Consider the following 23,994-nt stretch of genomic DNA (forward strand, 5'->3'; position numbering starts at 1 on the left):
TCATCCTCCTGCATGTACGATGTGAAATTTAGCCCTCGGAGCGGCGGGCCGGGATCGTCTTGCAAGCCAGCGGCCCAGACTTGCGACCCGATACGCAGCGAATAAGGGGGCGGCATCATTGGCCATGGATTGATCGAACTGCGTGATGGCCGCGCGGGCCACATCGATGTCGACAAATGGCGCCAACATGTCAGCCTGCGCATCCAGCATCGTCAGCAAGGATGCCCGGTGACGCGCCATGCCTGTTCCCAACTGGCCAGCAAAATTGAACTTGTCGCGCCGCAGTCGGACCGGCTCTGGCAACAGGCCTGCCATGGCGTTCCGCAGGGATGCGCGCGGATAGCCATTGTCGAGCTTGGCATGGGCCGGGAGCGATACGCAGAATTCGACCAGACGGCGATCATAGAATGGGAAGCACAGCCGCACCCCGGCTGCAGCGGCCGAACGATCGAGCACTTCAAACGCATAGGGTTGTTGTGGCGATGTCAGGGTCGACAGGTGGCGCTGCTGCTCGGTCTGATAGGCCGAGCGGCTGGGCATTGTCGCTGTGCGGCGCAAACCTATATCCGTGCGACGGGCGAGGTCCGGTGCGACGAGCGCGGTCGTGAAATTCGGTGAGGTGCGGGGCGGATGCGCATGGTCGACGATGCGCCGCCAATTCTGCCGGAATCGCCGTATCGTCGCGATATGATCGAAATGGGGGGACGCTGCCTGCCAGGTCGAACAACGGAGAATATGGGCCAAGCCATGTGCTTCGCGCAACAAGGTGGCCCAGCGTCGTTCCATCGCCAGTTCGTTCAGCCGCCCAAACCCGTGGGAAACGACTTCATCGCCGCCATGTCCGTCCAGAAGGCGGGGAAGCCCCAGTTGCCGGGCCCTGTGATAGAGGCGTCGTGAACTGCCCAGATTGTAGGCGAGGCAGGGGCCGTCCTGTTCGGTCAGGATCATGTCCAGTTCCTGCAGCGGATCCTGATGCTCGGTGGGCAGGAAATGGGGGGCAAAACGCCCTGCTTGCAGAATGGCCTCTATGTGCGGGCCATCCGTCCAGTTGGGACTTGTGTCGAACGTCATGGACAGGCTTGGCACGGGCGGTCCCGCCGCCTCCGCCCGCAAGCGGGATGCCATCATGGCGATGGACGAGGAGTCCAGCCCTCCGCTGAGCAGCACGCCGGCTTGTTCGCTGATCCGACACGAGACCGCCTGTTCGAACAAGTGCCGGAACTGCTCGGCGGTTTCCTCATCCTTGGGAGGCTGCGATGCCGCCAGATGCCAGTAACGGCTGATGGTGAGTTCGTCGCGTGTGACCTGGATGACGTGCCCTGGCGGCAGACGCCGGATTTCGCGATAGAGCGTCGTCTGGGCATCGCCGACTATGCCGGAGACAAAATCTGCTGCACCAACTTCGTCGATGGCGGATGAAATCTCCGAACCGAGCAGCGCGCCAATCGTTGTCGCCGCCATGAACAGTCTGGGCGAAGCATGATAGTAGAACGGGCGGACGCCGAAATGGTCACGGGCGCCAAATAATGTCTGTGTCGCTTCGTCCCAGAGCACAAAGGCGAAGTCGCCCAGCAACATGGAGGCGCAGTCTGCGCCATAGCGCTCGTACAGCGCGGCTATCAGGCTCGCTTCAGGGAGGGCGGGGCGGGGAGGAAGGCCGAGCCGTGCCTCGATTTCCGCGCGATTGTCGAGCCGGACGTCGGCGGCCACAATAAGGCCCGGACGCCGGTTCTCATGGTCCAACGCCTCCATGCCAGCCCCGGCAAGAATCGTCGGGCCGCTATCGATCGCGCAACGGACCCCGCGTGATACCAGGGAGGCGATGCCTTCGCCGGGCCAATGCCGTGCCGGCCGGCTATCGCGGTGGAACAGGCCGGCAAAAGCATTCATTGCCGGACCAGCCCATCCAGGTCCGCCAGGACATTGAAGCCGGCCAAGTCCTGTCGTCTGCCGCCAATAATGGGCCTTGCACGATGGTCGAGCAGCCAGGCATGGGCCTGGAAGCTGCCATCTTCGGAGCGGCGTACACCGATCCGGATCCAGCTTTCATGTCCCATCCAGGCGAGCAACGTCCGTGTGGCCACGGCCTGGGTCAGGCACGTGGCGCCGGGAACAAGTCGTGAGGCGATGCTGACAGCGCGGGCGGCCTGGCGCACCCAGAGCGGATTGCGCTGGCCAGTGGATTGCGGCAACCATTCGCACAGGCGCGCATAGCTGGTGAGGCTGAGGGCAAGGCGGACAGCCAATACCACAGGCAGTGCGACCGGCAGCAGCAGTGCCAGCAGCAGCCCTGCCAAAGTGCGATCAGGACGCCGGCGCATGCTGGACGCTGATCAATGTGAACTGCGACAGGTTGCTTAACAGGCTCTCCAGATCCTTGCGGCACTGTTCCGGTCGGACGTCAAAGCGTTGTTCGATATTGTCCTGCAACGCGCCGACACTGGTGGGGGTCGCGATCGTTTCCCAGACATGGACGCCGACGCGATTGAGCGCGAAATAGCGGCTGGAGGTCAGGTCCAGTAGAACTCTCTCATTGTCCAGGTCGCAAAACACGATGTTGGGATCTGCTGCCACGATTGTCGCGGATGGCCAGGCGATCGTCATCTTTCTTCCCCGCTTCCAAGGGCCTTGCAGGAGAATGGACGCCCCCTCTGTCCGAGAAGGGCGTCCACCCTGTCAGGAGAACGTGAGCTCGCCGCGCGGCGTACCGTCCGGGAAGGTCGCGTCCAGGCTTTCGCCATAGGACGTGCCCTGCGTCAGCGATTCGAACGAGCCGAGTTCGACGAGCTCGGGCGATTCATAAGACTCCTTTTCCATACTCAACTCCTCATCATCTGCTGAACCATTCAGCGGATATAAATTGATCGTAAGTAAATGTTTAAGTCAAATTCCAATCCATCCGCGGTAACACCTATAGGTATAAACACATATCGCCATGATTTAACTTTGTAGGGCAATGTTTTGCATAAGCTAACATTCAAGGCGTGACTGATGTGTTGTTAGATCCCTCCCGCAAGGCACGGAAAATCGTGGATATCGTGAGGTGCCATGTGGCCCTGTCCGTTCCGCAGATGATCGTTAGCCCCCCTTCTCCGGCGATCGACGCGGACGATTGGGCGGACATCATAATGGTTGGGAAATCCTGTAAACTTCTGCTGCACCTTGGTGCCGGGCTCCGCGCCGCTGGGCAGGATATTCCGGACGCCTTCTCGCGCGAGGAAGATAGGTTCAGGAAGTTGACGCTCGCGATGAACGGCGTGAACATCGCTACAATAACCAATATATCTAAAACTCTAATCCATGATGAGCTGCGATTTATAGTTTTCAAAGGCCCGCTTGCGCAGAGAAGAATCTATGGCGGATACTTTCATCGCCCCTCATCGGACGTTGATATCCTGATCGATCGCAGTGATCTGCGTCGCTGCACTGCGCTTCTCCAGGGGGCAGGTTATTTCCTGCCCGCGGAATGTGATCGTATCTGGTGGCGCGCCTTTCTGGGAGAGCAGCATTTCTTCTCGCGTTCGCCGAACCAGGCAACGGTCGACGTTCATCACCGGCTCCAGCAGCCGGGTTGTCCGCACCCCATGGACGTGGGCGCGTTTCTGCGTGAGCCGGCGGATCAGGAACTGGGGCAGGTGAAGGTTCCCTGCATATCGCCAATCCACGAAATCCTGTTAGCAAGCCTGAGCTTCGTGAAGTCTCTGACCCAGCATTGCCACGCAGCGGCCTATCTTCTGGATTTCTGCGCCGCAATTGCCGGGCTCGATCATGCGGCCTTGGCGATTTTGCATCAACGGGCAACGGAGCAGAATATCGAGCATAGCCTGCGCATCACCTTGGCCTGTGCCGAAAGCATGTTCGGCTTGGAAGTACCGGAATTTGCGGAGCCACTGCCGATCTCGGACCTATTTGGCGCGGATTTGTCCCTGGCCGTCTTCACGCCCGATGATCCGTCCATTGCCTGGCCGCGCTTGCGGCATTTGCTGTGGCGGCTATGCGATGACCGGCGAGCCGGCCAGAAACTGGGAACATATATGTGGGTCGGTGGCAGCTTCCTGGCGTCCAAGGCAGCGCGCAAGATACCGGGATGGCCGAAGGAAGATCCCACCATTATCCATGTTGCGCCTGTTGCCGCATCGGGCTGATCGCTCCGCAAAAAAGCATTACACCGTTGCGAACAGATAGTCGGTGTCACTGGCCGCGCGGATCAGGGGAGTGGGTTGGGTCAGCAACCAGCACTCCCCCGCCCGCCAGGTCAGGCCATCGATGTCCCCGCGCCCCCGCAACGGAATGAACCAGGCGAGGCCGCTGTTGGTCACGTGCAGCGCGTCTCCGCCCTGCATATGTGCCAGTCGCAAACCGAAAGGCCCATCATCTAGCAGGACGCCGCTGCAGCCAAGTGGACGATGCAGGGCAACAGCAGGGCGCTGCTCGGTTTGCAGATCTCCGGCGGTCGCCTTCGTCTCAAGGTCGCGAGTGCGGTCATGTCCATCGCGATTGCAGGTCAGGTCGATATTCTGCTGCACTTCGACAAGAGATATGCCGGCGCCAATGGCATATATGGTGCCAGCCGGCACGAAATAGAAATCGCCGGCGCGAGCCGGCCGCCAATCGATGAACTGCGCCCATGCTTCAATTTCCGCCGCATGGTGCTGCAGCGGCTGTTTCAGCGGAACGATCGTGCCGATGCCGATCATCGATGCAGGCTCCGCCTCGAGAATGTACCAGCATTCTTCCTGGCCGGTGGATTCGCGGTGGGCGTGAATATGGGTCGACAATCTAACGCTGGTATAGATGTACCTAACCTGTAGCGGGGGCCTGGTTCCAGACGGAGATCCAAACCACAATTCGCCGATGCGCTTGCCCAATTTGTCGACAGGGTGGTTAGGGACGACGTCCTTTCCCCAGATCTTTTCCACGAAATTTGGCTGAAGCTTAATACTTGGCATCGGGCATGCCTTGCGTTGTACCTTTTCGCAGGGCGATCGATTGCCTCCGAGGTCTCATGCTCGTCTCCCGCAAGGAATGAGTTCATGAGAGTGATTGATTGGCAGCGGATTGAAATCCGTTCGAACACCTAATCGACTGGCAGGATTGCGCAAGACAAGCTTGTCCATTCTTCCAGTTGGCCGCGCCTGTTTGACTGGTCAGGAAGAAGGGCTTTCTGCCGCTAACGGCAACGGTCGTGTCGCGGCATGGCCGTTCAGGGCATCGGTCAGCTTGCGACGGACCCAATTGCCTACGGGGCGTTCAAACATCTCGTTAGACAGGCCGGCGACGGCCAAGGACAAGATTGTCGCGATCAGGATCTGCATGGGCATGCTGATGTCCCATGCAGGCCCGGCGAGGCGAACCAATTGAAGGATGGGCATGTGGAGCAGATAGAGCGAGAAGCTATATGCACCCAGTCGGCGCATCAACGGATTGCCCCATAGCATGTCGTTGAACGGATGACGGATTGCTGTGCCCAGAATGACCAAGGCGCAGGCAACGATCTTCAAAGGGTCTGCATAGTAGATGATGTGTTTCGGATCGTTGGTCACGGGCGGGAATACCCATGCGCTGACTGAAGCAGGGGGTGCGATGAGGACCCAGATAAAGGCCGCGGTGAACAGCAGCAGCGGCGGGAATAATCGCGTCATGCGGTCTTCCGGGATCTGTCGGACCAGTACTGCGCAGAGAATTCCGGTCATGAAGATGTGCATCTTAGCCAGGGCAAAGATGCCCGGCAGCCAAGGGCTCGCTGCATAGCAGCCTGCCACGATCAGCCCGATCAGCACATATAGCCAGCCGCGTAACGGTTGGTTCGCATGGGTTGCCGCCCAGATCGCCGGGAAGAGAAAGTAGAATTGGAACTCCGGCCCGATCGACCAGAAGACCGATACGGTACTGGTGAATGTTCCCTGCCGGACCAGTTCGATCAGTCCGATTGGATAGATGAAATCGGCGTAGACGAAGCGATAGATCAGGAAGGATAGCAGCGAGACACAGGCGTAGAGCGGCACGATGCGGGCTATGCGCGCCGCAGCGTAGGATGCCAACGCATCTCGGTCGGGCGATCTGGGGAGGTAGAGATGGCCCATGAGAAAGCCGCTGAGCGTGAAGAACAGCAGGACGCCATAATCGCCGGCGCGCGGATGCAGAAGTTCGGGATAGCCGAACGTGCGGAAGTGGCAGAATACGACGAGCAGGGCAGCAAAGCCTCTGATGCCGTCGAGCGCCGGTATATGACGGCCAGGGCTCATGCGGCGTTTCCTTCCATGCGCGTCAGGCGTCCGCGGGCGTAACAGAAGCCGTAGACGACCCACATCAGAGCGGCTGTCTTGATTGACAGCAGTGAATTGCTGATGGGCAGGCAGAGTGCGAGGAAGAGCATAATGCCATGCTTTGCCATCCGGTTGCCGGGATCGCGGCCGAAGCTGCTGCAGGCGAGTGCCAACCAGAGCCCGATCGCGATCACCACGGATTGGGCCTGGACGAAATCGGCCCAGCCGGCGTCATCGAACCGGACCCGATCCGCGCGGATGCCCAACAACTGGTCAAGGTCCATCGATCGCAGCGCATCGAGCCCGACGCTGAGCCGTCCGGGAAGATTGTCTTGATGCTCCGCCAAAATTCCCAGCGCTTCGCCCCCGACCAATGCGACAAGCAGCAACGGCAGATAGGCGACGCTCCATTGATCCGGAACATAGGCGCTGATCGGCAGATAGAGGCAGAAGAGCAGGATCACGCTGAGCGCAAGCCTGCCATCGCAAGTGACCAGCAGCACCGCCGTCGAAACCAGCATGAACAGTCGCGCGCCGTTCGACAGAGAACGCCACATCGCCGCCGTGAAGATGGTACCGACGATCGCCCAGTTGCCGAGCGATACCGGCTCCAGAAACAGCGATGATCCGCGATGCAGGCCAAGGCCATCGAGCAGCATGCGGCCGCCGGGACGTTCCGAACTGAGAAACAGGTCGCCGCCGGCCCAGAAGGCATCTGCGTCATAGCCACGGGTCTGTACATAATAGTCGATCACGCGAAAGGTCGAACCAAAGCCGCCAGGGCTCGCCAGTTCCCACAGGCCGACCAACATGATCAGCAATTGCAACGACAACATTGTCTGACGCAGCAACGCGCCTTCAATGCGGGTTCCAAGCAGAATGAAGGCCGGGATCAACAATATGTCGCCCAGGATCTTGGGTTCGAAATATCCCTTGATCGCGCTCGTCAGCAGCACCGAAAGGACCATGATCCAGGTCAGCGCCAGCCACCGAAAACTATGTTGGACCGGTTGCATGGTCCCGACCAGCAGCGCGGTCAGAACGATGCTGCCCTGCGCGGCGGACACGATGCCGGCGGTCATCGGGAATAGATGCGCGTTGACCCAGGCCAGGGCCGGATTGAAGAGGACCGTGGCGACAAGCAGTCCGGCGGCGACATAGTTGACGAGCCTGTCATGGATCAGGCTGCGTCGATGCACCGCTTCGCGCCGCGCGCGAGCCGGTAGAGAAAGGGCAATCTCAGCCAAGAGAAGCCTCGACGAGCCTGGCGGCAACATCGCTCCAATCCTTGCTCGCCACCGGGCTGCGGCCAGCGTTCAGTGCCCGATCAAAAGCCTCGACCATTTCCTGCGGGTGATCAGGCCGGTAACCAAAGCGCAGGGCATGGTCGCCAACGGCGAAATCGGGGCAAACGGCGGGCAGACCGATTGCCTTATATTGCAGGAGTTTGAGGCTGGAATCCGCGAGATAGGCGGCGGCAGCCGCGCGCTGATAGGCCGCGATCCCGACATCGGCATGCTGGAGATAGGGCAGCGTTTGCGCAAAAGGCATCTCGTCATGCTGGATCACATTGGTCGGAAAGACGCTCTTGGGCGATCCGATGGTGTGGAAGGTGAATTCCGGGCGCGCCAGCGCGAGGGTGCGGATCGCCCCGGCATCGAACAGCATCGATCCGACTGTGACTGCGTTGCGCTTGGTCGCGTAGGGACTGTCTGTTGCCTGATTGAGCAAAGCAGTATCGACGCCATGCGGAATGAATAATTTGGGGCAGCTGAAGGCCTCGAAATGCGGGAGCATGGAGCGGGCGACGACCACGATCAGGTCGATATCGGCCTCCGATTGCCAAAGCATGTCTTCAATGCATTCAGGCACGCCGGCGGTGGATAGAAGATCCGTGGCCCGATAGACGATCCGTGCCGAGGGTGCGACGGCTCGGATGCGCTTCAGCAATGCTGGCGCAATGCCGGATTCGACGATGATGATGTCCGCCGCGCCTGCCGCTTCGTCCAGCGCGGTGCAGCGGTTTCTGGCCCATTTGCTGTAAAGCCAGGATTCCACCTTGCCCGAGACCGGCAACTTCACCGGATGCCATGCGCTGCGCCACAGATAGGCTTGCAGCCCGTCCACCTGTTCCCAGGCATTGGCGCGATCAAACAGATCGGCCCGGCTGTCACCACGCAGGCGCGACAGCCAGCTATAGCCGATCGACATGAAGGTCACCTGATGGCCCTGTTGCGCCATATGGCGCGCCACGAAATGCACGCTCGCGCGGCGCCGGGTCCGATAGTCATGGCGCGAGATGATGAGGACGCGGCGTCCTTCGGCGTGAACCGGCTGTGGCTTTGCGGCGGATTGTCCGATCATGAACGGGCCTCCGTGCTGGCAAGGATCTCGTCATAATAGTCTTCCAGGGCGGCTACGCGGTTGCGGAGGTCGAACTTGGCGGCCACATGGGACCGGCCGGCTCGGCCAAAATCGCCGCACAGGTCCGGCGCGCCGAGAAGCGTTTGCAAATGGTCGGCAAAGTCGTGGCTGTTGCGCGATCGTGCGAGCAACCCGGTCATGCCGGGTTTGATCGCTTCGCGCATCGGGCCATCGTCAAACGCGATCACCGCCATGCCCATCGCCTGCGCTTCCATCAGCACGATAGGAAGCCCCTCGGAATCGCCGTTTGCCGCGCGCACGCTCGGCATCGCGAAGATGCGGTGACGGGCCATGGCCGCGAAGACCTCCGCGCGAGATCGTGCGCCCAGGAAATGCGGCTGGATACCAAGCCGATGGGCCTGGGCGACCAGGGTGGGCATCAGGGGGCCGTCGCCGATGATGGTGAGCGGTTCGCTTCGAATGCGTTCGGGCAACTTAGCCCAGGCATCCAGCAGGAAATTGACCCCCTTCTTTTCTACCAGACGGCCGACGAAGAGGGCGCCCCGGCGGCCATGGGCGGCGGGTGGCGGCGGCAGGCTGGACGTGTCGATGCCAAGCGGAATGACGCGCAGCTTGTGGTCGGGATAGCCTGCCTCGAGCAGGCACTGTTTGATCCACTGGGATACGCAGATGATGCCATGGGCGTAACGCAGAAGGAAGGGCTTGAGCATCAGATACCAAAGTCCCTCGGTCCGGCGCGCATGTTCGCGCGCGGTCACCGTTGCATCATAGCCATGGGCGGTGACGACCAGTGGGATGTTCCGTCGCGCGGCAAGGGACAGGATGTTCGCCCCATCCTGCAGGAAATGCGCGTGGATCAATCGCGTCGAGGGAGCCGACAGGACATCGCCGACATGGCGATATCGGCCGGTAAGCCGATTATAGACTTTTTCATATTTGCCCGCCTGAGCGCGATGTAACAGATGGGGAGTGTGACCGTTAATAGAGTAGCCGTTCAATATGTTCTCAGTTATTATGATCGGATTATATCTATTAAGTCCCTGGATGTGATCTGATATGAAGGTTTCAGAAAGAGGAAGGAAGCCTCTTCTGTATATTGCAACGTTGGGTGTGTCAGATAATTCCACTAGGTGAAATTCCTCAATTCGTTGCGGTTTCATCGATTGGTATATCGAAGCTTATTATCGCTTTCGAGTAAGGCATAACACCTATGCAAAATCCCGCGATTGCTCCTGTGCTCCCACTTGTCAGTGTCGTGATTGCGGCGTTCAACGCCGAGGACAGCCTGGATCGCGCGGTGCAATCTGCGCTTGCGCAGAAACTTCCGGTGGAGGTGATCATCGTCGATGACGCGTCCGGCGACAAAACCGTGGCAATCGCCGAACGATTGATGGAGCAGGACTCACGGGTGCGACTGGTGCTAAGCGAGGCCAATGGTGGCCCTTCGGTCGCGCGGAATCTGGGGATTGGGGTCGCGCGCGGCGAATGGATCGCGATACTGGACGCCGATGATGCGTTCGCACCGGGCAGGCTGGTTCATCTGACCGCGCTCGGCGATCGGCATGACGCGGACCTAGTCGCGGACAATCTGTTTTTCTATGATTGGCACGCCGGAACAGTCGTCGGCACGGCATTGTCGCGGACAGCGCAGCCGATCCGGCATATCCGACCGGCCGAATTCGTCCGCAACGCGATCACAGGGCGCTCGCCGTTCGATTTCGGCCAGCTCAAGCCGATCTTTCGTCGCCGTTTCCTGACGACCCGTTGCCTGCGCTACCCGCCCCAGTTGCGGCACGGCGAAGATTTCGCCTTCATCATCGATTGCCTGCTGGCGGACGGTCGCTTCATTCTGAGTGCAGAGCCGCATTATCTGTTCACTCAGCGGCAGGGCTCCATTTCGGATCAGGGATCGGGGCAATCCCGGACATTACTGAACCTGGATGCAATGCGTGCCCATAGTCTTGCCATGCTGGATCTGCCCCGCGTTCGCGATGATCGTGTTCTGTCACGGTTGTTGGCTCGTCGCGCCAGCGCCATAAGGCAGCAGCATAGCTGGAACCGCGTCTATCCGCATCTTCGCGCACGCAAGCCGATGGCATTGCTGGAGGCGATGATGACGGACTGGAGCAACTGGCCCATGCTGGGACGCCATCTGATCCGTCGCTGGTATCATCGCGCGCAGATGGCGCGGATCGCTCAGCCCGATCGCACCAGCTTGTCGAACTCGACGCTGAGCTGATTGACGCGGTTGGCAAAGATCCGATCGTCACTCAGAAATCCCGCCTCATTCTTCAATTGTTCAAGTGCAGAGGCGATGCGGCTGTGTTGCCGCCGGTTCCATGTGGCGATACGCCGCGCGACCGCGGGTGGTTGTGGCAGACGCCGGGGCAGGGCGAGCAGATGATGTTTCAGTTTTGGCCGCACGGACATCCACCAGGGCCGCTGTTCACGACGGGTCATCTGCCTTTGGTGCGCGAGCGCGCCTTCTGCATCAGGATGCGCGAGGCGATAATGTTCACCGACCAGGCGCCGGACTCCGTCGCGATAGGCAGTGTCCAACGTCGCGGTAGGCAATATTCGCGGTTCATAGGGCAAGTTGAGGGAAAGCGACCAGTCGAGCCATTTGAAACTGTTGATCCTTCCCGAACTGGAGACCGGAATCCAGGGAACGCGCAGCGTATCGGCGATGATCGCTGCGTGCATCGAATCGGCGATCACCAGACGTGACCGGCGGATTTCGTCGATGACCTGATGCGCGCATTGCCGCGGGTCCACCAGCTTGACGTCGGCGGTAGCGCAGGCCGCAGCCCAGTCGCCTTCATCCATCGCCTCGTAGTGGGGAATGAAGATGGGCCGGCCGCGCTCAGCTTCGGGTAGGGGCTTGAGCCGATCCAGCGTGGAAAGCAGCAGCGCGCCATCGGCAATCGCCCGATCCGGGCGGTTGAGGACCCGCGCCGTGAGCGGGCCGCGTAACGCCACCACATCCCAGCGATCGGTCGAGAAATCCTCGGGCACAGGCCTATAGCCCAAGCCGCTCGAGAAAATTCTGATCCGCGATGCAGGCGGCATATGATTGCCGATGATCGTGCCGATGCCGCAGAACAGCGTATCGGCTTCGTCGGACCAACGGCCGGGAGCAAGCTCCTCCCACAGCCAGCCGTTGAGGTCATCGCCAAAATTCCCTTCCTTGGCGCGATAATAGAAGAGTTTCATGTCATGGCCTCGTCCAGGCAGGGGCTGTGCCAGCGCATCTTTCGAATGATGATGTCGCGCCATAATGGCAGCAGCGAGACGTTCATGAGCCGATAGGCATCCAGGATGATGCGACGCTGCTCACCATTTTTCAGGCCCTGATAGACACGGGGGTGAAGCAGGATCGCCGCCATCTCTCGGCGCAAGATCATGATGCGCTGGTCGGTCAGGCGCGCGGCAGCGGCGCTGATGCCCGGCGTGACCCTCATCAAGCGATTGGCGAGCACCATCGACATGAGGCGGCGCAGATTTTTGGCACCAAGCCGCTCATGCGCATCGCGATAGAGATTGATACCTTCTCCACGCTGGGCCTTGGCCAGCTTGGAGAAGCAGATCCCCTCAACGCTGTGCGCCAGCCGCACCCACATCAGCCAGTCTTCGCCGGCATAGCGAAGCCGTTCCTCGAACCGGAGATCGCGCATCGCCCTGTGGCGCAGGATTACGGCGGATGTCTGGCAGAGATATTCCTGAACCATGAATTGCCCCGCGCGGTCGGGCTGCAGGCGATAGATTTGCCCGCCCAGAGGCAGGGGTTCGAACGCATCCTCATTGGCGCCCTGCGCAAAGAGTGTCAGCGAGGCGAACAGGCTGGACGGCGGCATGGCGCTGTCGCAGAAATAGAAATCATGCCCCAATTCGAGCGCGTCCACGCCTTGTTGCAGATGATCTGGCGCCCAACTGTCGTCGGAGTCCAGGAAGGCGACATAGTCGATGTCGGGTCCGATCTGATCAAGGCCGCGATTGCGCGCAGCAGCGGGCCCTGCGTTCGATTGCTGCACGGTCCGGAGGTTCAGCCAGGGTGGCAATTCCATGTCTGCCAGTTCGTCCTGCGCCGGAATGGGCGAACTATCGTCGATTATGAGGAGTTCCACCTCGGTGGGCGCGGTGAACGTTTGCGCAACGATCGAGCGGAGGGCCTGCTGCAGGATACCCCGTTCACGCTGGAAATAGGGGATGATGACCGCGATCCGGCGCACGACCCGCAGTTCACTTGGGTAGGGCGGCACGGGATCAGGCGGCATCGGCGTTGCGGACAGCGTGGGAGTGGGGCGATGACGGCGGGATCGGCCCGTCCGAGTAGCCACCCCTGGCGTCACGGATGGCATTCATGAGGAAGGTGACATTGCCGCGCAAATAGCGGCCTGCCAGTCGGGTCGGTTCGTTCATGAGCCGGAAGATCCATTCCATGCGCATGCGGCGCAGCCAGACAGGCGCGCGCGGGACATGGCCGGCGGTGAAATCGAGCAGGGCGCCCGCGCACAATATGGGGCGGCCGATATGGGATGCCCATTTGGCCGCCCACAATTCCTGGCGGGGGTTCCCCATCGCTGCGATTACCAGATCCGCGCCGCTTTCCCGAATATGGCGGCTCAGATGCTCTTCCTCTTGCGGGTCGAAGAAGCCATGGAGCGTGCCGACTATGCGAATATGGGGATGACGCTCTTCCAGAATGGCGGCTGCACGTTCCGCGATGCCGGGGGCTGCGCCTACCAGGAATAGCCGGAGGCGGTCCGGGTAGCTCTCCAGCAACTGGGGAATGAAGTCCGTGCCGTTCAGATTGTGCGGGAAGGAGTTCCCGTAGCGGAGGCGGCTTGCGATATCGACGCCGACGCCGTCATTAAGGACCAACGCGTCGTTCAGCGCGGCAGCAACGCCCTCGACCCGCCGTGCCTGGTTGATCAGATGGGCATTGCCGAATGCGACCACGCGCGGCGACTGGTCCCTGATCAGATCGGAAACGGCTTTCAGCGCGTCGCTCTCCGAAAGAACGGCAAGGCGAAGCGGCCCGATCTGGCGGGTCTGACGTCCCAGAATATGTTCGTAGATGGCCGAGATCCTGGCGCTCACGCCCGGCCAACCATAAGCGAGCAGACCTGCGGCAGTGGTGGGGGAGGGTGAGCGTTGCTGCGCCTTGCGAATGTCCTGCAGGGTGCGGGCAGCGGACAACGGATCGGTGAAATCGATCAGGCTGCCGATATCGAGCTTGACGCAGGAGCGACGATGCGCCGGAATGTCGCTGACGACCGGATATAGTCCGGCGGACACCCCCTCGATCAGGGAAATACCGAAACCTTCATAGGCGCTGGGCGATGCGAAGATGGTACTCCGGGCAATCAGTGCCTGCAGGGCCTCGTCGCTGGGGCTATCATGAAATTCCACCAGATCGCCCAAGCCGAGTTGTTCGACGATCTGTTGTAGATCGGCGAAGGTGACACCCATCGGCTTTCCCGCGATGATCAGCCGGGCCTTGCGGTCCAGCCGATGCAGATGCGCAAACCAGCGGATCAACAGGTCGATCCGCTTGTTCGGCGCGATCCGGCCGAAATAGATGAAGCGATGCTCGGCGGAAGGCGATTGCGCAAGACCGGCGAACTTGACCGTGTCCACGCCGTTTTCGACCAAGGTAAGTGCGCGACGATTGACCTTGGCGAACGTCTCATAGTCCGCTTCGCTGCAGGCAATGATCGCCCGATATCCAGCCAGTGAAAGGCGGGTCATGCTGTGAAAGTAGAATTGCTTCAATCGACGGGCATAGCCGGTATGAAAGAAGCCGCCATGCGTGGACAGGACCAGCGGTTTGCGGTGCAGCAGCCGGGTCAGCGCCAGATAGTCGGCGAAGAAATCGACGGCGTGGACATGGACGATGTCGCAATCGTCCAGATGGTGCAGCACGGATGGTGCGAGCGGATAGCGACGTCCACCCCGATAGGGTATCCGGACCACCTCTACATCGTCGATGATTTCGCATCGTGGCAAGGGCGCGTCGTCGCCGTCGAAGATGCGGTCCAGGGTGATCATCCTGACCTGGTGCCCGGCGCGAGCCTGTTCGCGGCACAGATTTCTGGTGAAGCTTTCCAGCCCGCCGAGTCCGGGATGATATTGTCGGGAAATATGGGCGATTTTCATATCAGACCCCCTTGGTGCCGACGATCGCTGACCGCTAGATCAGCATGATGGTGCCGATCAGCACCGTGTTCAGCATGGTCATCTTGTTGATCACGGCCTTGAGCTCGCTGGTGGATGTCTGATCGCGCTGGACCGCAACGATCGCGCAATCGGCGCTGCCTGCCGCATGAGCGAGATCGTCGATATGGCTGGCGTCGACCAGGCACAGATCGAAGTGAGCCGTCAGCGACGACAGGCGTTGCGACAGTGGCGCAAGCGGACTGCCGTCGATGGCGCAGCCATCCTGCTGGGGCGCGGCCATGACGAACAACGACCGGATACTGCTCGGCTGGACCAGCTGAAATGGCTCATCCATGTCGTCCGGCGAGCCGGTCCGCGCATTCATGCCAAGCAAGCGATGTTGGACGAAGCCAGAATGCTCCATGTCGACGACCAAGGTGCGCAGGCCGCTCAGGGCTGCCGATACGGCGATATTTGCCGTCAATATGGCCGCCTGCTCGCTCGCCTCGATTGCGATGATCGCGATAGAGCCGGGCGCGCGACCGTCGGGATGGCGCATTGCAGACAGGGTTGACTGGATGTCCCGCGCTTGTTCCGCCAGCATTGCGCTGGGAGCGTGGATCACCGCAATCGCGGGATCGACATTGGCGTGGACAGTCGCCGTTTCCTCGCGCGTATCGCCATCGTAAGTCGGCGGCAGGCCGGGATAGACATCCTCTACCGGTTCAGTCGAGCGAAGCCTCATGACCAATTGCCTCCTTCGATACGGAGTTGCCTGCCGTTGACGCGCAGGTCTGCCTGACCAAGCAACGGCACGCCGGTAAGATAGGTGACGGTGTTACGGCTGCGGATGCGCGGACTGAGCCATTCGGCTAGGATGACCGAGCCGATTGCGAGCATGAGGGCCACCATCGTCATCATCAGGAACCGCACGCCGATATTGGGCGCGTTGGGGATCATCGGCGGTTCTGCAATGTCGAGCCGCACGATGTTGAGCGACGGAGCCGTGCTGGTGGCATGCAACTGCGAGAATTGTTCGGTCTGCGCCTCATATTCCTTGCGCGCCGATTCCACATTGCTTTCCAGCACGGCGAGCTTGCCGCGATCGGCCGCGAGCGACAGCATGCGCCCGCGATGCTGGTCGAGCAGGGCCTGCATAGTGCCCTGATTGGCCGATGCCGCCGAACTGGCCGCCGCCAGCGTGCCCGACATCTTACCGGTTTCCTGAGCCAGACTGTCCTGCATCTGGCGCAACTGCTGCTGGGCGGCACGCATCGTCGCATGATTGGGGCCGAGTTCGGCAGCCATCTGGCTGATTTCCGCCGATTTGGCTGCGATCTGCGCCCTTAACCCCTGGATCACCCCGCTCGATTGAATGTCGGGCATATTGGCGCCGCCCGCCGCGCGCGACCGGGCCTCCGCAGCAACGGCTTCGGCCGACGACAGTTTCGACGACAATTCGCTGAGGCGCGTGCTTTCCGCATCGATGGCGCCAGTGGCGACAATCCCATGGGCGCGCTGGAAATCGGCGAGCCGTGCCTGCGCATCTTCCATGCGCTGTTCGGACGCGGCGATCTGTTTCTTGTACCAGGCAGCAAAGCGCTGGGCGAATTCGTTGCTGATGCCCAGGCGCGCATCATTGAAGGCCTGGGCGAAGCTGTTGGCCATCAAGGCCGAACGCTGTGGATCGAGGCTGCGGTAGGAGACGTCGATCGTATTGCCGGTCGCGCTGGGCGAAACCTGCAAACCCGACTGGACGCTGCGGCTGATCCAGCCTTCGAAACTCTGGTTGCCGTTTGTCTGCTCCTGCCAACGTGCGCGCATGGCCGGATTTTTGAAAAGGCCAAGCCGCTCGGCCACCTTGCGGGCGATCACCTCGCTCTGCAGGATTCTGGACTCCGTCGCGAGCATGGATTCGCCGGTCGCCTCGTTCGATTTGCCGCCGGTCGGGTCCGGTGCGCGGTTGTCGAACAACAAGGTGGCGGTCGCGCGATATTCGCGTGGCGTGATCGCAATCCACAGGACCGTCAGCGCCATGACGCAGCAGAAGATGGCGGCTGCCATCCTCCAACGCTGCAGGATGGCTCGCGTTATGTCGAACATGTACATCCTATCGGTCCCTTACGATGCAGCGCTTTGGCGCTGCCCTTCTACAAGGCTGACGACACGCCGGGTCAGGTGGTCGCCGTGGCGGCTGGCAGACAACATGCCGAGCAGGAACTGGGGGGCGAGGCTGTCCCGAAACATGAGGGCGGTGCTGCCCGGCCGGGCGTGCATGGCCCGGCGCAGGATATCTAGGACCGGACCGTCGCGGTCGATATGCGGCGCCTGCTGTTCCGGTGCGAGTCCGGGAGGAATGATCGCGGCGCGGACGAGCAGCTCGATCACCGGCCAATGGCCAGCGCCCAGATCGATGGCCTCATGGAACAGCGCAGCATCTGTCGGATTGGTGATCGTCCAGTCGTCGACCGCCCGCATCATCCCCGCGAGCGTTGCCGGCATTTCGACCACTGTCTTACGCTGCCTGAGGGTTTCCAGGCAGGCCAGCGCGCAGAACAGGCGGACATGATAGGGGGAGCCGCATGCGACATGGGCAATTGTCTCGCGCGCGGCATCGCTGAAGTTGAGGCCGGCCTGGGCGGCGCCGCGATCGATCAGGTCGAACACGGCGGCCGTGTCGATCCGCACGATGGGAACGGCTGTCATGTGCCGTCGCAGCGATTCATGGCCTTCGATGAGTTGGCTCAATCCGGACGCGATGCCGACCGCCAGAATATGAACCGGCAGGGCCGCGTCGGATAGCAGCTTCATGGTGCGCGACAATTCGCCAAGAACAGCCGGATCGGTGATGCGGTCGAACTCGTCGAGGATGAAGATGAATTTTCGCTGCCCATGTTCGGCGAGCGCTTCCACGACATCGCGCGGTCCAACGATGATCGGCGCATCTGTCGCGGGTGAGCGCGGCAGGTTCCCGCGGGCCGCATCGAGGAACGGTGCGATCAGGCTGGTAAAATCCTGCCCAGGCTCGCATGCCATGTAGAAGACCAGATAGCCGCGATTATCGGCAACATTGGCGAAGACGCGCGCCAGCGACGTCTTGCCTGTCCCGCGGCCGCCAAAGATCATCGCATGATTGCCGCGGTCCAGCACCCCCTCCACCAGCAGGTCCATCTCCTGCTGCCGGCCATGAAGATGGCGGGCGGCCGTGACGGGCTGGGTCGCATTGAACCCCTTGCGTATCGCTGATCGGACAGCGTCAGCGGACATGGCTGCATTTGTAGATGGTGTGATGGATGCAGCACCGGCCGATTGCGCATTTTCAGGCACGCCGCCCGTAGCTCGGGAACGCCGGCCAGGCGCTTCTCGGTGACGCTCGGGCTCGGGCGTTCGTCGGAGCCAACGGGCAATTCTGGTGAAGATATTCACGCAATGCCTCCTATCGGGATACCGGATCGCATCTCAGAAGGTCCGCTCGTTGACGGTGTAGACGTCACCAGGCTTGACCAGCATATCGAGACTGGCCTTCTTGATGATCTCCGTGCCACGGTGCAGCGTGATCTTCTTTTCCGATCCGCCCAAAGTCGGCCCGCCGGCCTGGGCCAGCATCTGGCGCAGGGTCATGCCGGTTTCGAAGGCGACGCGGCCGGGCTTGTTCACCTGGCCGTAGATGAAGACCTCCTCTGCCTTCGGCACGAAGATGGAATCGCCTGCGCGCAGGAACTGACCGGTCCCGCTTTGCGGGTCGAGATCGCTGAGCGCAATCCGGCGATCCGCTTCTCCCGTTCGTTGCAGGATCGCATAGTCCGCCGCGTCCGCGCGGGCGCCGCCGGTGCGCGCCAGCATCATCGCGATCGTCTGAGGCCGATCCAGGGGGTAGAGTCCAGGGTTCTGGAGGTTGCCGAACATCGTGACCGATCGACTGACGAAGCTCACGACTTCGACATTGACGATCGGATCGACGAAATATCCGCCGGTCTGCAATTGCCGGCGGATATTGTTTGCAAGGGCGTTGGTCGTGGATCCCTCCGCAACCACGTCGCCGATGCTCGGCAGGGTAATGCGCCCATCTTCCTTGATCCGCGTTTTGACCTCGATCGGATAGGCGCCGAATATCGAGACGCGTATTTCGTCATTGGCACCCAGGACATAGGCAGCGACCGCTTCCTTGTTGTCGACGCCGGCCAATACGGGATTGGCGAGCGCGGCCAGAAGAAGGGAACTGCACAGGTTTCGCATCGCACGGGGTAAGAACATGGCCATGCTCCTCACAATGTAAGGCCAAGGGACAGCATCATCGATGTCGATTTATATCGGTAGCGCTCGACTGCGCTTTCACGCCATTCGTGGCGAACGTCCACGCCGGCCGTCAGGCGGCTGCGCAGTGCAAATCGATATCCGGCGTTGAGCGCGATCGTTTCGTCGGTACCGCGCATCATGTCGGTGTCGATCAACAACTCGCCCTTGAACTGGCGCCTGGCATAGCTCGCGCCAGCCTGGATCGAAGATCGCGAACTGAGGGTCGCATTGCCGCGCAGCGAAAAATTGGTCAGGACGATATAGGTCGCGCCGGTGTTGCTCTGGTTGCTGGTGCTGCGGCTGCCGTCGAATACCAGGGATGTGCGCGGCGATGGCCGATAGACGGCACCGGCATGATAGCCCAGACCCGAATAGTCATCGACCCGTTCATCACGCGCCTTGGTATGAATATAGCCAATTCCGGCACTCCAACTGAGACGCGGAGCGACAGCGCGTTTGAACTCGATCCCAACCCGATAATTGTCGGCACCGCGGCTCATGCGCAGTTCGGACGTCTCGCCTGACCAGTGGGGGCGGCGGAAAGCTTCGACGTTGAACATCAGTCGGATGTCGCCAAGGCTTGCCTTGCTATAGGCGATACCAATGCCCGCGCTGCGGGTGCGGATGTCGAACGGCCGGCGTGAATCGACGCTATTGTTCGTTTGCAGATAGCCGAGCTTGATGACGGGATAGTAACCATAGGGCTTGTCGCACTCGGCCGTGACCGCATAGTCCTGGGTGCGTTCGCTGTTGCCGACGATCATGCCTTGATCGGCCAGATCGGCCTGTGCGAAATTCAGTCGGGCGCTTGGACGCAGATAGCAGAGTGCGCTGACCTTAACATCGCCCTTGGCGGTGAGCGTAACGCGCTCCCGATCGAGATTGCTGTAGCGCTGATGGAAGTCATAGCCCAACGATCCCACGACCGTGACCTGGTGGACACCGAGATTTTTCCTGAAGGTGACATCGAGCGCCGGGGTGATGCGAATATCGTCCTTGTCACCGGAGACGAGATCATCGCTCTGGCGCAGGACATTGTCGTCGTAAAGCATCCGTACCGTGGGTGCCACGGTCAGGCCGTCAGGCGGCACTTCGACCTGCGCAAAGGCTGGGCAGCCCAAGATGATCGAGCAGGCAAGGGGAAGGCGCGCATAATGCAGGCGGGTCATCTTGCGGCTCCCGCCTGGCTGTATTTTGCAACAATGGCTGCCTGTGGCCGGGCTTTGCCTTGTACGGGTTGCAGGCTCATGGGATAGTTTGCGCCCCACCATGGGCCGCCGGCCCAATAGGCCCAACCCATCCAGACATCGGCATTGGCATCGAGATGCTTGAGCAGGGCGTCTAGGCTGTCGAGGCAGGCGGCATTTGCTGGGGCGCCGAACTCGCCAAGGAAGCCCTTGTGGCGGTTGTCCCGAAGCCATTTTGTCGCCGCTTCCATGCGGCGTTGGATGACCGGCGGTGCTTCGCATTGCGCCTTCATCCCGGAACTGTCCGAGTCCAGATATTGGTGCATCTCGATCGCATAATTGCCGGCTGGATCGCGGAAGTTCTGGAAGGCGGCAGCGTTGGAGGCGCGGCCGCCAGCGATCCAGCTATGCGCGCCGGTCCAGTTGGAGCCCGGCACGAACAGCATGTTGCGCGCACCCGCCTTTCGGATGGCGACGACGCTTTCGTCCACCATCGATCGCCAGCGTGCTGGAGCCATGCCGTTCGGTTCATTCATCAGGCCGAAGGCCACCTGCCGGTTCCCGCGATAATGCTCGGCCAGCCGGCGCCACAGGTCGGCAAGTTTCGCGCTGCCATCTGGCGATTGATCCAGTCGCTGCCCCCCGTTTGCGCCATAATTATGGATGTCGAGGATGATGATCCGGAACGGCGCCAGGATCGCCACGACCTTGTCGAGGCGGGCCTGTTCGGCAGTCGAAAGGGGCTGGAGCGGGACGGGTTGGATCCGCTCCCACAATATCGGAACCCGGACGATCTTCATGCCCATCGCGACGAAGGGCGCCGCGGTGCGGGTATCGGGGTAGATATAATCCTTCCCGAAAATACCCGGCTTCCTGCCCGAGTTGAACTCTCCGCCCGCGAGGTTGATTCCCGACAACGGTGGCTCCGCGCAGGCCATCCAAGGGCATGCCGTCAAGAGCAGGGCAGCACATCGGATCGCAAGGACCGTCCGTCTCGGGCGCTGAGGGGCGCTCATGGTCAGCGCTGCCCGCCTGTGCTAGCAGAGCGCCGCAAAGGAATAGATTGTAGGGCATGGCACCGATCGGGAACAGGCAGGCGAGCGTGGATGTCGCTATCGCGCCCGCGTCGCGACATGCAGCGCGGGCTGTCGCCGGACGTGAACGACATGCCGCGTTGCTGACTCATTTCGGCAGCGTCGGATTGTTGTTGACGCGGGGCGTTGTGACCGACGTTGGGCAGTCGGGCGATGCGGAAACGCGCGTGATCCATTATCGCCGGCAGGTTGATGGAAAATATTGCGTCGAACTGCCCGCGCGCATCGATGTCGATATCGGAGATATGATCATGATCCGTGCGCTGACGCTGCCCGACGGGGCGGTGCGCCCGATCATGGCGCGGGCGACGAGCCGACGGGAATGGATAATGCTCGATGATGTCAACGTGATCGTCGACGATTATACTCGTGCCACACGCCGGTTCGTTCGTTGGGGCACAGGGGCCGGATCGGCTCTGGCAATGCTGGCGGTTTGCGGCATCGCGGCTCCTCTCGCGCTGACCACAGCGGTATTTTCCTTTGCCGGTGCCTGGAGCTTGCATCGCCGCGATCGCCGAGATCGGACTAGGATCGGCCGCTGGCTTGCCCGTTAGGTCGGCAAGAGTTCCAATGGACATGGTCATGCGAGCATCCCCTGCTGCCGATACCAGGTGATGGTGCGACGAAAGCCTTCCTCCAGATTGATCAGCGGCTGATAGCCGAGGACCGTCTGCGCCCGCCTGATGCTGAACGCGCGGTTATGCTTGAAGATGGTCAGCCGGCGACGAGGTAATGGGGGTTGCAATCCCAGCGGCGCATAAAGTGCTTCGCACAGGCGCGCGGCCATCAGCGCGAGGCTGTAGGGGATGGTCGTCTTGGGCGGTGGTACGTCCAAGGCGGTAGCGACGGCCCTTACATAGTCGCGCAGCGGCAGAAAGGCGCGATCACCCAGGATGAAGGTACCCGATGGCGCATCGGGATGAACCATCGTCAATATGTAGCCGGCGACCAGGTCATCAATGTAGACAGGATGGAAATTGGGTGTTTGCCGACCCGCAAACAGAAAACGGCGGCGCTGGACCAGGCGGAACAGCTTTAGCATCCGGGTGTCGCCTGGCCCATAGGTGGAGCAGGGGCGAACGATGACGACGCTCATGCCCGGCCGGCCCATTTCGTCACGGCAGAGATCTTCGGCTCGCAACTTGCTTTCCTGATAGGGATCGCGGGGGTCGAATGGCGCATTTTCGTCTGCGGGGGCGTCGGCCACATTCCCGTGGACACCAATCGACGAGCAATAGATGAAGCGCTCGACGCCGGCCCGTCGGCTCGCTTCGAGCAGGGCTCGAGTAGCATCCCGATTGACCTGCATGAACGCCTTGCGCGGTCCTTCGGTACGGAACATCGCGGCGATGTGAAAACAATAGCGTGCGTCCCGAAGCAGTGCGTCGAAACGATCAGAGTCTGTCAGCGAGCCTTCGATCCACTCTATGCCGCTCTCGCGCTCCGCTTCGGTCAGGGGCCTGCGGCACATCGAGCGGACACGGTAGCCCATTTGCAGGAGTTGACGTGCGAGCGCCCCGCCAACGAAGCCAGTCGCGCCGGTCACTGCTATGATGGGCTGATAACCGATTTCGTTCATGTAAATAGCTTCCAGTCGACGGCGAAAGGCGATGCATTCATCATCGCTATTTTGCGTCCAGGCGCGTTGATCGGCGAGAGCAATTGCGTCTCCATTGAAGAAACGATCATTTGATATCCCGATCTCAATAATATTGCGTGGATCCTGATTGCAGAAATTCTTACGCAACTGCGGTATTAGTCAACATCAGGGGTAACACCTATCAATTAGGTGCAAATACATAATGGAACATGATTTTGTTATGTGTGAACTTGGTGTTTGTTCGGGTGAGTGACGCGAGCACTCGATGCACGTGCCATCTTGTCCGAGGCGGACGCGTTTTCATGAGCGGATCTGCATGGTGCGTTTGGTTCTTGGCGCCCATTCGATCGTGGAGGCGCGCCGCTATTCAGGCTTTCGGCTCATGCTTGTCGCGTGAGCGCCAGTCGGAGAACGGGTTTGGCATTGCAATTTCTGTCTGCAGAGCTGGATCAGCTTTACGCGCGGCTGACAGTGATGCGACTCCGCGCGCAAGGCTGCCAACCGGGTCGGGGCCTGCGCGTGCGAGGTGGCGTGCCTTATCTCCGGAACCCCGGATCCCTGGTCATTGGCAACAATGTCCGCCTGCGGAATGAACCGACCCGGATTCGCCTGGCTACGGTTCCGCAGGGGGCCATCATTCTTGGCGACGAGGTTTCGTTGAACACGGGAGTTCATATCTTCAGCGCTGCGCGGATCGATGTCGGCGGCGGTTCGCGTATCGGTGATAATGTCGCGATGTTCGACACGAGCTTCCATCCCGTTCATGAAGGGCGCTCCGTAAGGCCCCGTCCGATCACGATCGGTCGCAACGTCTGGATTGGCCGCAACGCCATCATCTTGCCCGGCGTGTCGATTGGCGATCATTCCGTGGTGGCAGCCGGATCAGTGGTCTTTGATGATGTTCCCGCCCGACAAGTGTGGCGGGGCAACCCCGCGGCATTCGTGAAGCATGTCCGGGCGACCGACGATTTTCGACGTAGCTAGGGGGAGGGCGATATGTCAGGTCC

The 23,994-nt window shown here is 60.9% G+C and carries 23 protein-coding genes and 1 pseudogene; 4 read left to right on the top strand and 20 right to left on the bottom strand.

From position 1 onward, the window contains the following. The 4 genes from BRX37_RS19530 to BRX37_RS19545 all read right to left on the bottom strand — a co-directional run bounded on the left by BRX37_RS19530 (position 1) and on the right by BRX37_RS19545 (position 2,817). Positions 1 to 1,890 (bottom strand): asparagine synthase-related protein, encoded by a 1,890-nt coding sequence (locus BRX37_RS19530; RefSeq protein ID WP_125988832.1) that lies wholly within the window; start codon positions 1,888 to 1,890, stop codon positions 1 to 3. Next, positions 1,887 to 2,321, bottom strand: a complete 435-nt coding sequence (locus tag BRX37_RS19535) for a lasso peptide biosynthesis B2 protein (protein ID WP_125988834.1) — start codon at positions 2,319 to 2,321, stop codon at positions 1,887 to 1,889. Before BRX37_RS19535 ends, BRX37_RS19530 begins: the two co-directional genes overlap by 4 nt. Further along, on the bottom strand, positions 2,305 to 2,604 hold the full coding sequence (locus BRX37_RS19540) for a PqqD family protein (protein WP_004212598.1): 300 nt from the start codon (positions 2,602 to 2,604) through the stop codon (positions 2,305 to 2,307). Before BRX37_RS19540 ends, BRX37_RS19535 begins: the two co-directional genes overlap by 17 nt. Positions 2,605 to 2,676: 72 nt before the next feature. Next, positions 2,677 to 2,817, bottom strand: coding sequence for a lasso RiPP family leader peptide-containing protein (locus tag BRX37_RS19545; protein ID WP_004212599.1), 141 nt, complete (start codon positions 2,815 to 2,817; stop codon positions 2,677 to 2,679). Between the two features lie 167 nt (positions 2,818 to 2,984). Here BRX37_RS19545 and BRX37_RS19550 point away from each other — a divergent pair, with 167 nt between their 5' ends. Further along, positions 2,985 to 4,145 (top strand): nucleotidyltransferase family protein, encoded by a 1,161-nt coding sequence (locus tag BRX37_RS19550; RefSeq protein WP_318276783.1) that lies wholly within the window; start codon positions 2,985 to 2,987, stop codon positions 4,143 to 4,145. An 18-nt stretch (positions 4,146 to 4,163) separates the two neighbouring features. On the opposite strand, the gene BRX37_RS19555 is transcribed toward BRX37_RS19550, so the two are convergent. The 5 genes from BRX37_RS19555 to BRX37_RS19575 all read right to left on the bottom strand — a co-directional run bounded on the left by BRX37_RS19555 (position 4,164) and on the right by BRX37_RS19575 (position 9,649). Then, a complete protein-coding gene (locus BRX37_RS19555) occupies positions 4,164 to 4,778 on the bottom strand; it encodes a mannose-6-phosphate isomerase (protein WP_318276784.1) in 615 nt (204 codons plus the stop codon). Positions 4,779 to 5,147: 369 nt separating this feature from the next. Next, positions 5,148 to 6,245 (bottom strand): acyltransferase family protein, encoded by a 1,098-nt coding sequence (locus BRX37_RS19560; RefSeq protein ID WP_125988836.1) that lies wholly within the window; start codon positions 6,243 to 6,245, stop codon positions 5,148 to 5,150. Further along, positions 6,242 to 7,513, bottom strand: coding sequence for a polysaccharide biosynthesis protein GumE (locus BRX37_RS19565; RefSeq protein ID WP_206434186.1), 1,272 nt, complete (start codon positions 7,511 to 7,513; stop codon positions 6,242 to 6,244). Before BRX37_RS19565 ends, BRX37_RS19560 begins: the two co-directional genes overlap by 4 nt. Next, the gene (locus BRX37_RS19570) at positions 7,506 to 8,630 is read right to left on the bottom strand and encodes a GumK N-terminal domain-containing glycosyltransferase (RefSeq protein WP_125988838.1); all 1,125 of its coding nucleotides are present in this window, start codon (positions 8,628 to 8,630) and stop codon (positions 7,506 to 7,508) included. Before BRX37_RS19570 ends, BRX37_RS19565 begins: the two co-directional genes overlap by 8 nt. Beyond that, positions 8,627 to 9,649, bottom strand: coding sequence for a glycosyltransferase (locus tag BRX37_RS19575; RefSeq protein WP_318276785.1), 1,023 nt, complete (start codon positions 9,647 to 9,649; stop codon positions 8,627 to 8,629). Before BRX37_RS19575 ends, BRX37_RS19570 begins: the two co-directional genes overlap by 4 nt. A gap of 236 nt (positions 9,650 to 9,885) precedes the next feature. Here BRX37_RS19575 and BRX37_RS19580 point away from each other — a divergent pair, with 236 nt between their 5' ends. Beyond that, entirely contained in the window at positions 9,886 to 10,890 is a 1,005-nt protein-coding gene (locus tag BRX37_RS19580) for a glycosyltransferase family 2 protein (RefSeq protein ID WP_318276786.1), read from the top strand. Here the strand turns inward: BRX37_RS19580 and BRX37_RS19585 are convergent. The 10 genes and pseudogenes from BRX37_RS19585 to BRX37_RS19625 form a co-directional block, all read right to left on the bottom strand. Then, positions 10,848 to 11,666: a polysaccharide pyruvyl transferase family protein gene (locus BRX37_RS19585; protein WP_318276787.1), complete on the bottom strand. Its 819-nt coding sequence runs from the start codon at positions 11,664 to 11,666 to the stop codon at positions 10,848 to 10,850. The two genes, BRX37_RS19580 and BRX37_RS19585, sit on opposite strands and share 43 nt — an antisense overlap. Before the next feature lie 194 nt (positions 11,667 to 11,860). Beyond that, positions 11,861 to 12,925 (bottom strand): glycosyltransferase family A protein, encoded by a 1,065-nt coding sequence (locus BRX37_RS19590; protein WP_125988844.1) that lies wholly within the window; start codon positions 12,923 to 12,925, stop codon positions 11,861 to 11,863. Next, positions 12,915 to 14,306, bottom strand: coding sequence for a WecB/TagA/CpsF family glycosyltransferase (locus BRX37_RS19595; RefSeq protein ID WP_318276792.1), 1,392 nt, complete (start codon positions 14,304 to 14,306; stop codon positions 12,915 to 12,917). The genes BRX37_RS19590 and BRX37_RS19595 overlap by 11 nt, the downstream gene beginning before the upstream one ends. Positions 14,307 to 14,342: 36 nt before the next feature. Continuing rightward, positions 14,343 to 14,810, bottom strand: a pseudogene (locus BRX37_RS27390) (glycosyltransferase family 4 protein); the annotation flags it as partial. Positions 14,811 to 14,844: 34 nt separating this feature from the next. Then, positions 14,845 to 15,555 (bottom strand): P-loop NTPase family protein, encoded by a 711-nt coding sequence (locus tag BRX37_RS19600; protein WP_125988848.1) that lies wholly within the window; start codon positions 15,553 to 15,555, stop codon positions 14,845 to 14,847. Next, entirely contained in the window at positions 15,552 to 16,874 is a 1,323-nt protein-coding gene (locus tag BRX37_RS19605; RefSeq protein WP_318276788.1) for an exopolysaccharide biosynthesis protein, read from the bottom strand. The genes BRX37_RS19600 and BRX37_RS19605 overlap by 4 nt, the downstream gene beginning before the upstream one ends. Before the next feature lie 57 nt (positions 16,875 to 16,931). Continuing rightward, the gene (locus BRX37_RS19610; RefSeq protein ID WP_125988852.1) at positions 16,932 to 18,077 is read right to left on the bottom strand and encodes an AAA family ATPase; all 1,146 of its coding nucleotides are present in this window, start codon (positions 18,075 to 18,077) and stop codon (positions 16,932 to 16,934) included. 192 nt (positions 18,078 to 18,269) lie between these two features. Then, positions 18,270 to 19,064: a polysaccharide biosynthesis/export family protein gene (locus BRX37_RS19615; protein ID WP_100206924.1), complete on the bottom strand. Its 795-nt coding sequence runs from the start codon at positions 19,062 to 19,064 to the stop codon at positions 18,270 to 18,272. Between the two features lie 11 nt (positions 19,065 to 19,075). Further along, positions 19,076 to 20,275, bottom strand: a complete 1,200-nt coding sequence (locus BRX37_RS19620; protein ID WP_125988854.1) for an outer membrane beta-barrel protein — start codon at positions 20,273 to 20,275, stop codon at positions 19,076 to 19,078. Then, on the bottom strand, positions 20,272 to 21,210 hold the full coding sequence (locus BRX37_RS19625; RefSeq protein ID WP_234781551.1) for a glycoside hydrolase family 5 protein: 939 nt from the start codon (positions 21,208 to 21,210) through the stop codon (positions 20,272 to 20,274). The genes BRX37_RS19620 and BRX37_RS19625 overlap by 4 nt, the downstream gene beginning before the upstream one ends. 155 nt (positions 21,211 to 21,365) lie before the next feature. Between BRX37_RS19625 and BRX37_RS19630 the strand changes: the two genes are divergently transcribed. Then, positions 21,366 to 21,941, top strand: a complete 576-nt coding sequence (locus tag BRX37_RS19630; RefSeq protein ID WP_125988856.1) for a hypothetical protein — start codon at positions 21,366 to 21,368, stop codon at positions 21,939 to 21,941. Positions 21,942 to 21,967: 26 nt separating this feature from the next. Here the strand turns inward: BRX37_RS19630 and BRX37_RS19635 are convergent, their stop codons facing one another. Beyond that, the gene (locus BRX37_RS19635; protein ID WP_125988858.1) at positions 21,968 to 23,134 is read right to left on the bottom strand and encodes an NAD-dependent epimerase/dehydratase family protein; all 1,167 of its coding nucleotides are present in this window, start codon (positions 23,132 to 23,134) and stop codon (positions 21,968 to 21,970) included. 270 nt (positions 23,135 to 23,404) lie between these two features. On the opposite strand from BRX37_RS19635, the gene BRX37_RS19640 reads away from it, so the two are divergent. Next, on the top strand, positions 23,405 to 23,971 hold the full coding sequence (locus tag BRX37_RS19640) for an acyltransferase (protein WP_318276790.1): 567 nt from the start codon (positions 23,405 to 23,407) through the stop codon (positions 23,969 to 23,971). Positions 23,972 to 23,994: the final 23 nt, after the last annotated feature.

This window comes from Sphingomonas sp. S-NIH.Pt3_0716, from assembly GCF_003950715.1.
In the GTDB taxonomy this organism is placed as follows: Bacteria; Pseudomonadota; Alphaproteobacteria; order Sphingomonadales; family Sphingomonadaceae; genus Sphingobium; species Sphingobium yanoikuyae_A.

Coding starts and splice junctions, on each gene's coding strand:
- BRX37_RS19530 (WP_125988832.1), bottom strand. CDS start 1,890: ATGAATGCTTTTGCCGGCCTGTTCCACCGCGATAGCCGGCCGGCACGG.
- BRX37_RS19535 (WP_125988834.1), bottom strand. CDS start 2,321: ATGCGCCGGCGTCCTGATCGCACTTTGGCAGGGCTGCTGCTGGCACTG.
- BRX37_RS19540 (WP_004212598.1), bottom strand. CDS start 2,604: ATGACGATCGCCTGGCCATCCGCGACAATCGTGGCAGCAGATCCCAAC.
- BRX37_RS19545 (WP_004212599.1), bottom strand. CDS start 2,817: ATGGAAAAGGAGTCTTATGAATCGCCCGAGCTCGTCGAACTCGGCTCG.
- BRX37_RS19560 (WP_125988836.1), bottom strand. CDS start 6,245: ATGAGCCCTGGCCGTCATATACCGGCGCTCGACGGCATCAGAGGCTTT.
- BRX37_RS19570 (WP_125988838.1), bottom strand. CDS start 8,630: ATGATCGGACAATCCGCCGCAAAGCCACAGCCGGTTCACGCCGAAGGA.
- BRX37_RS19590 (WP_125988844.1), bottom strand. CDS start 12,925: ATGCCGCCTGATCCCGTGCCGCCCTACCCAAGTGAACTGCGGGTCGTG.
- BRX37_RS19600 (WP_125988848.1), bottom strand. CDS start 15,555: ATGAGGCTTCGCTCGACTGAACCGGTAGAGGATGTCTATCCCGGCCTG.
- BRX37_RS19605 (WP_318276788.1), bottom strand. CDS start 16,874: ATGGCAGCCGCCATCTTCTGCTGCGTCATGGCGCTGACGGTCCTGTGG.
- BRX37_RS19610 (WP_125988852.1), bottom strand. CDS start 18,077: ATGTCCGCTGACGCTGTCCGATCAGCGATACGCAAGGGGTTCAATGCG.
- BRX37_RS19615 (WP_100206924.1), bottom strand. CDS start 19,064: ATGTTCTTACCCCGTGCGATGCGAAACCTGTGCAGTTCCCTTCTTCTG.
- BRX37_RS19620 (WP_125988854.1), bottom strand. CDS start 20,275: ATGACCCGCCTGCATTATGCGCGCCTTCCCCTTGCCTGCTCGATCATC.
- BRX37_RS19630 (WP_125988856.1), top strand. CDS start 21,366: ATGGCACCGATCGGGAACAGGCAGGCGAGCGTGGATGTCGCTATCGCG.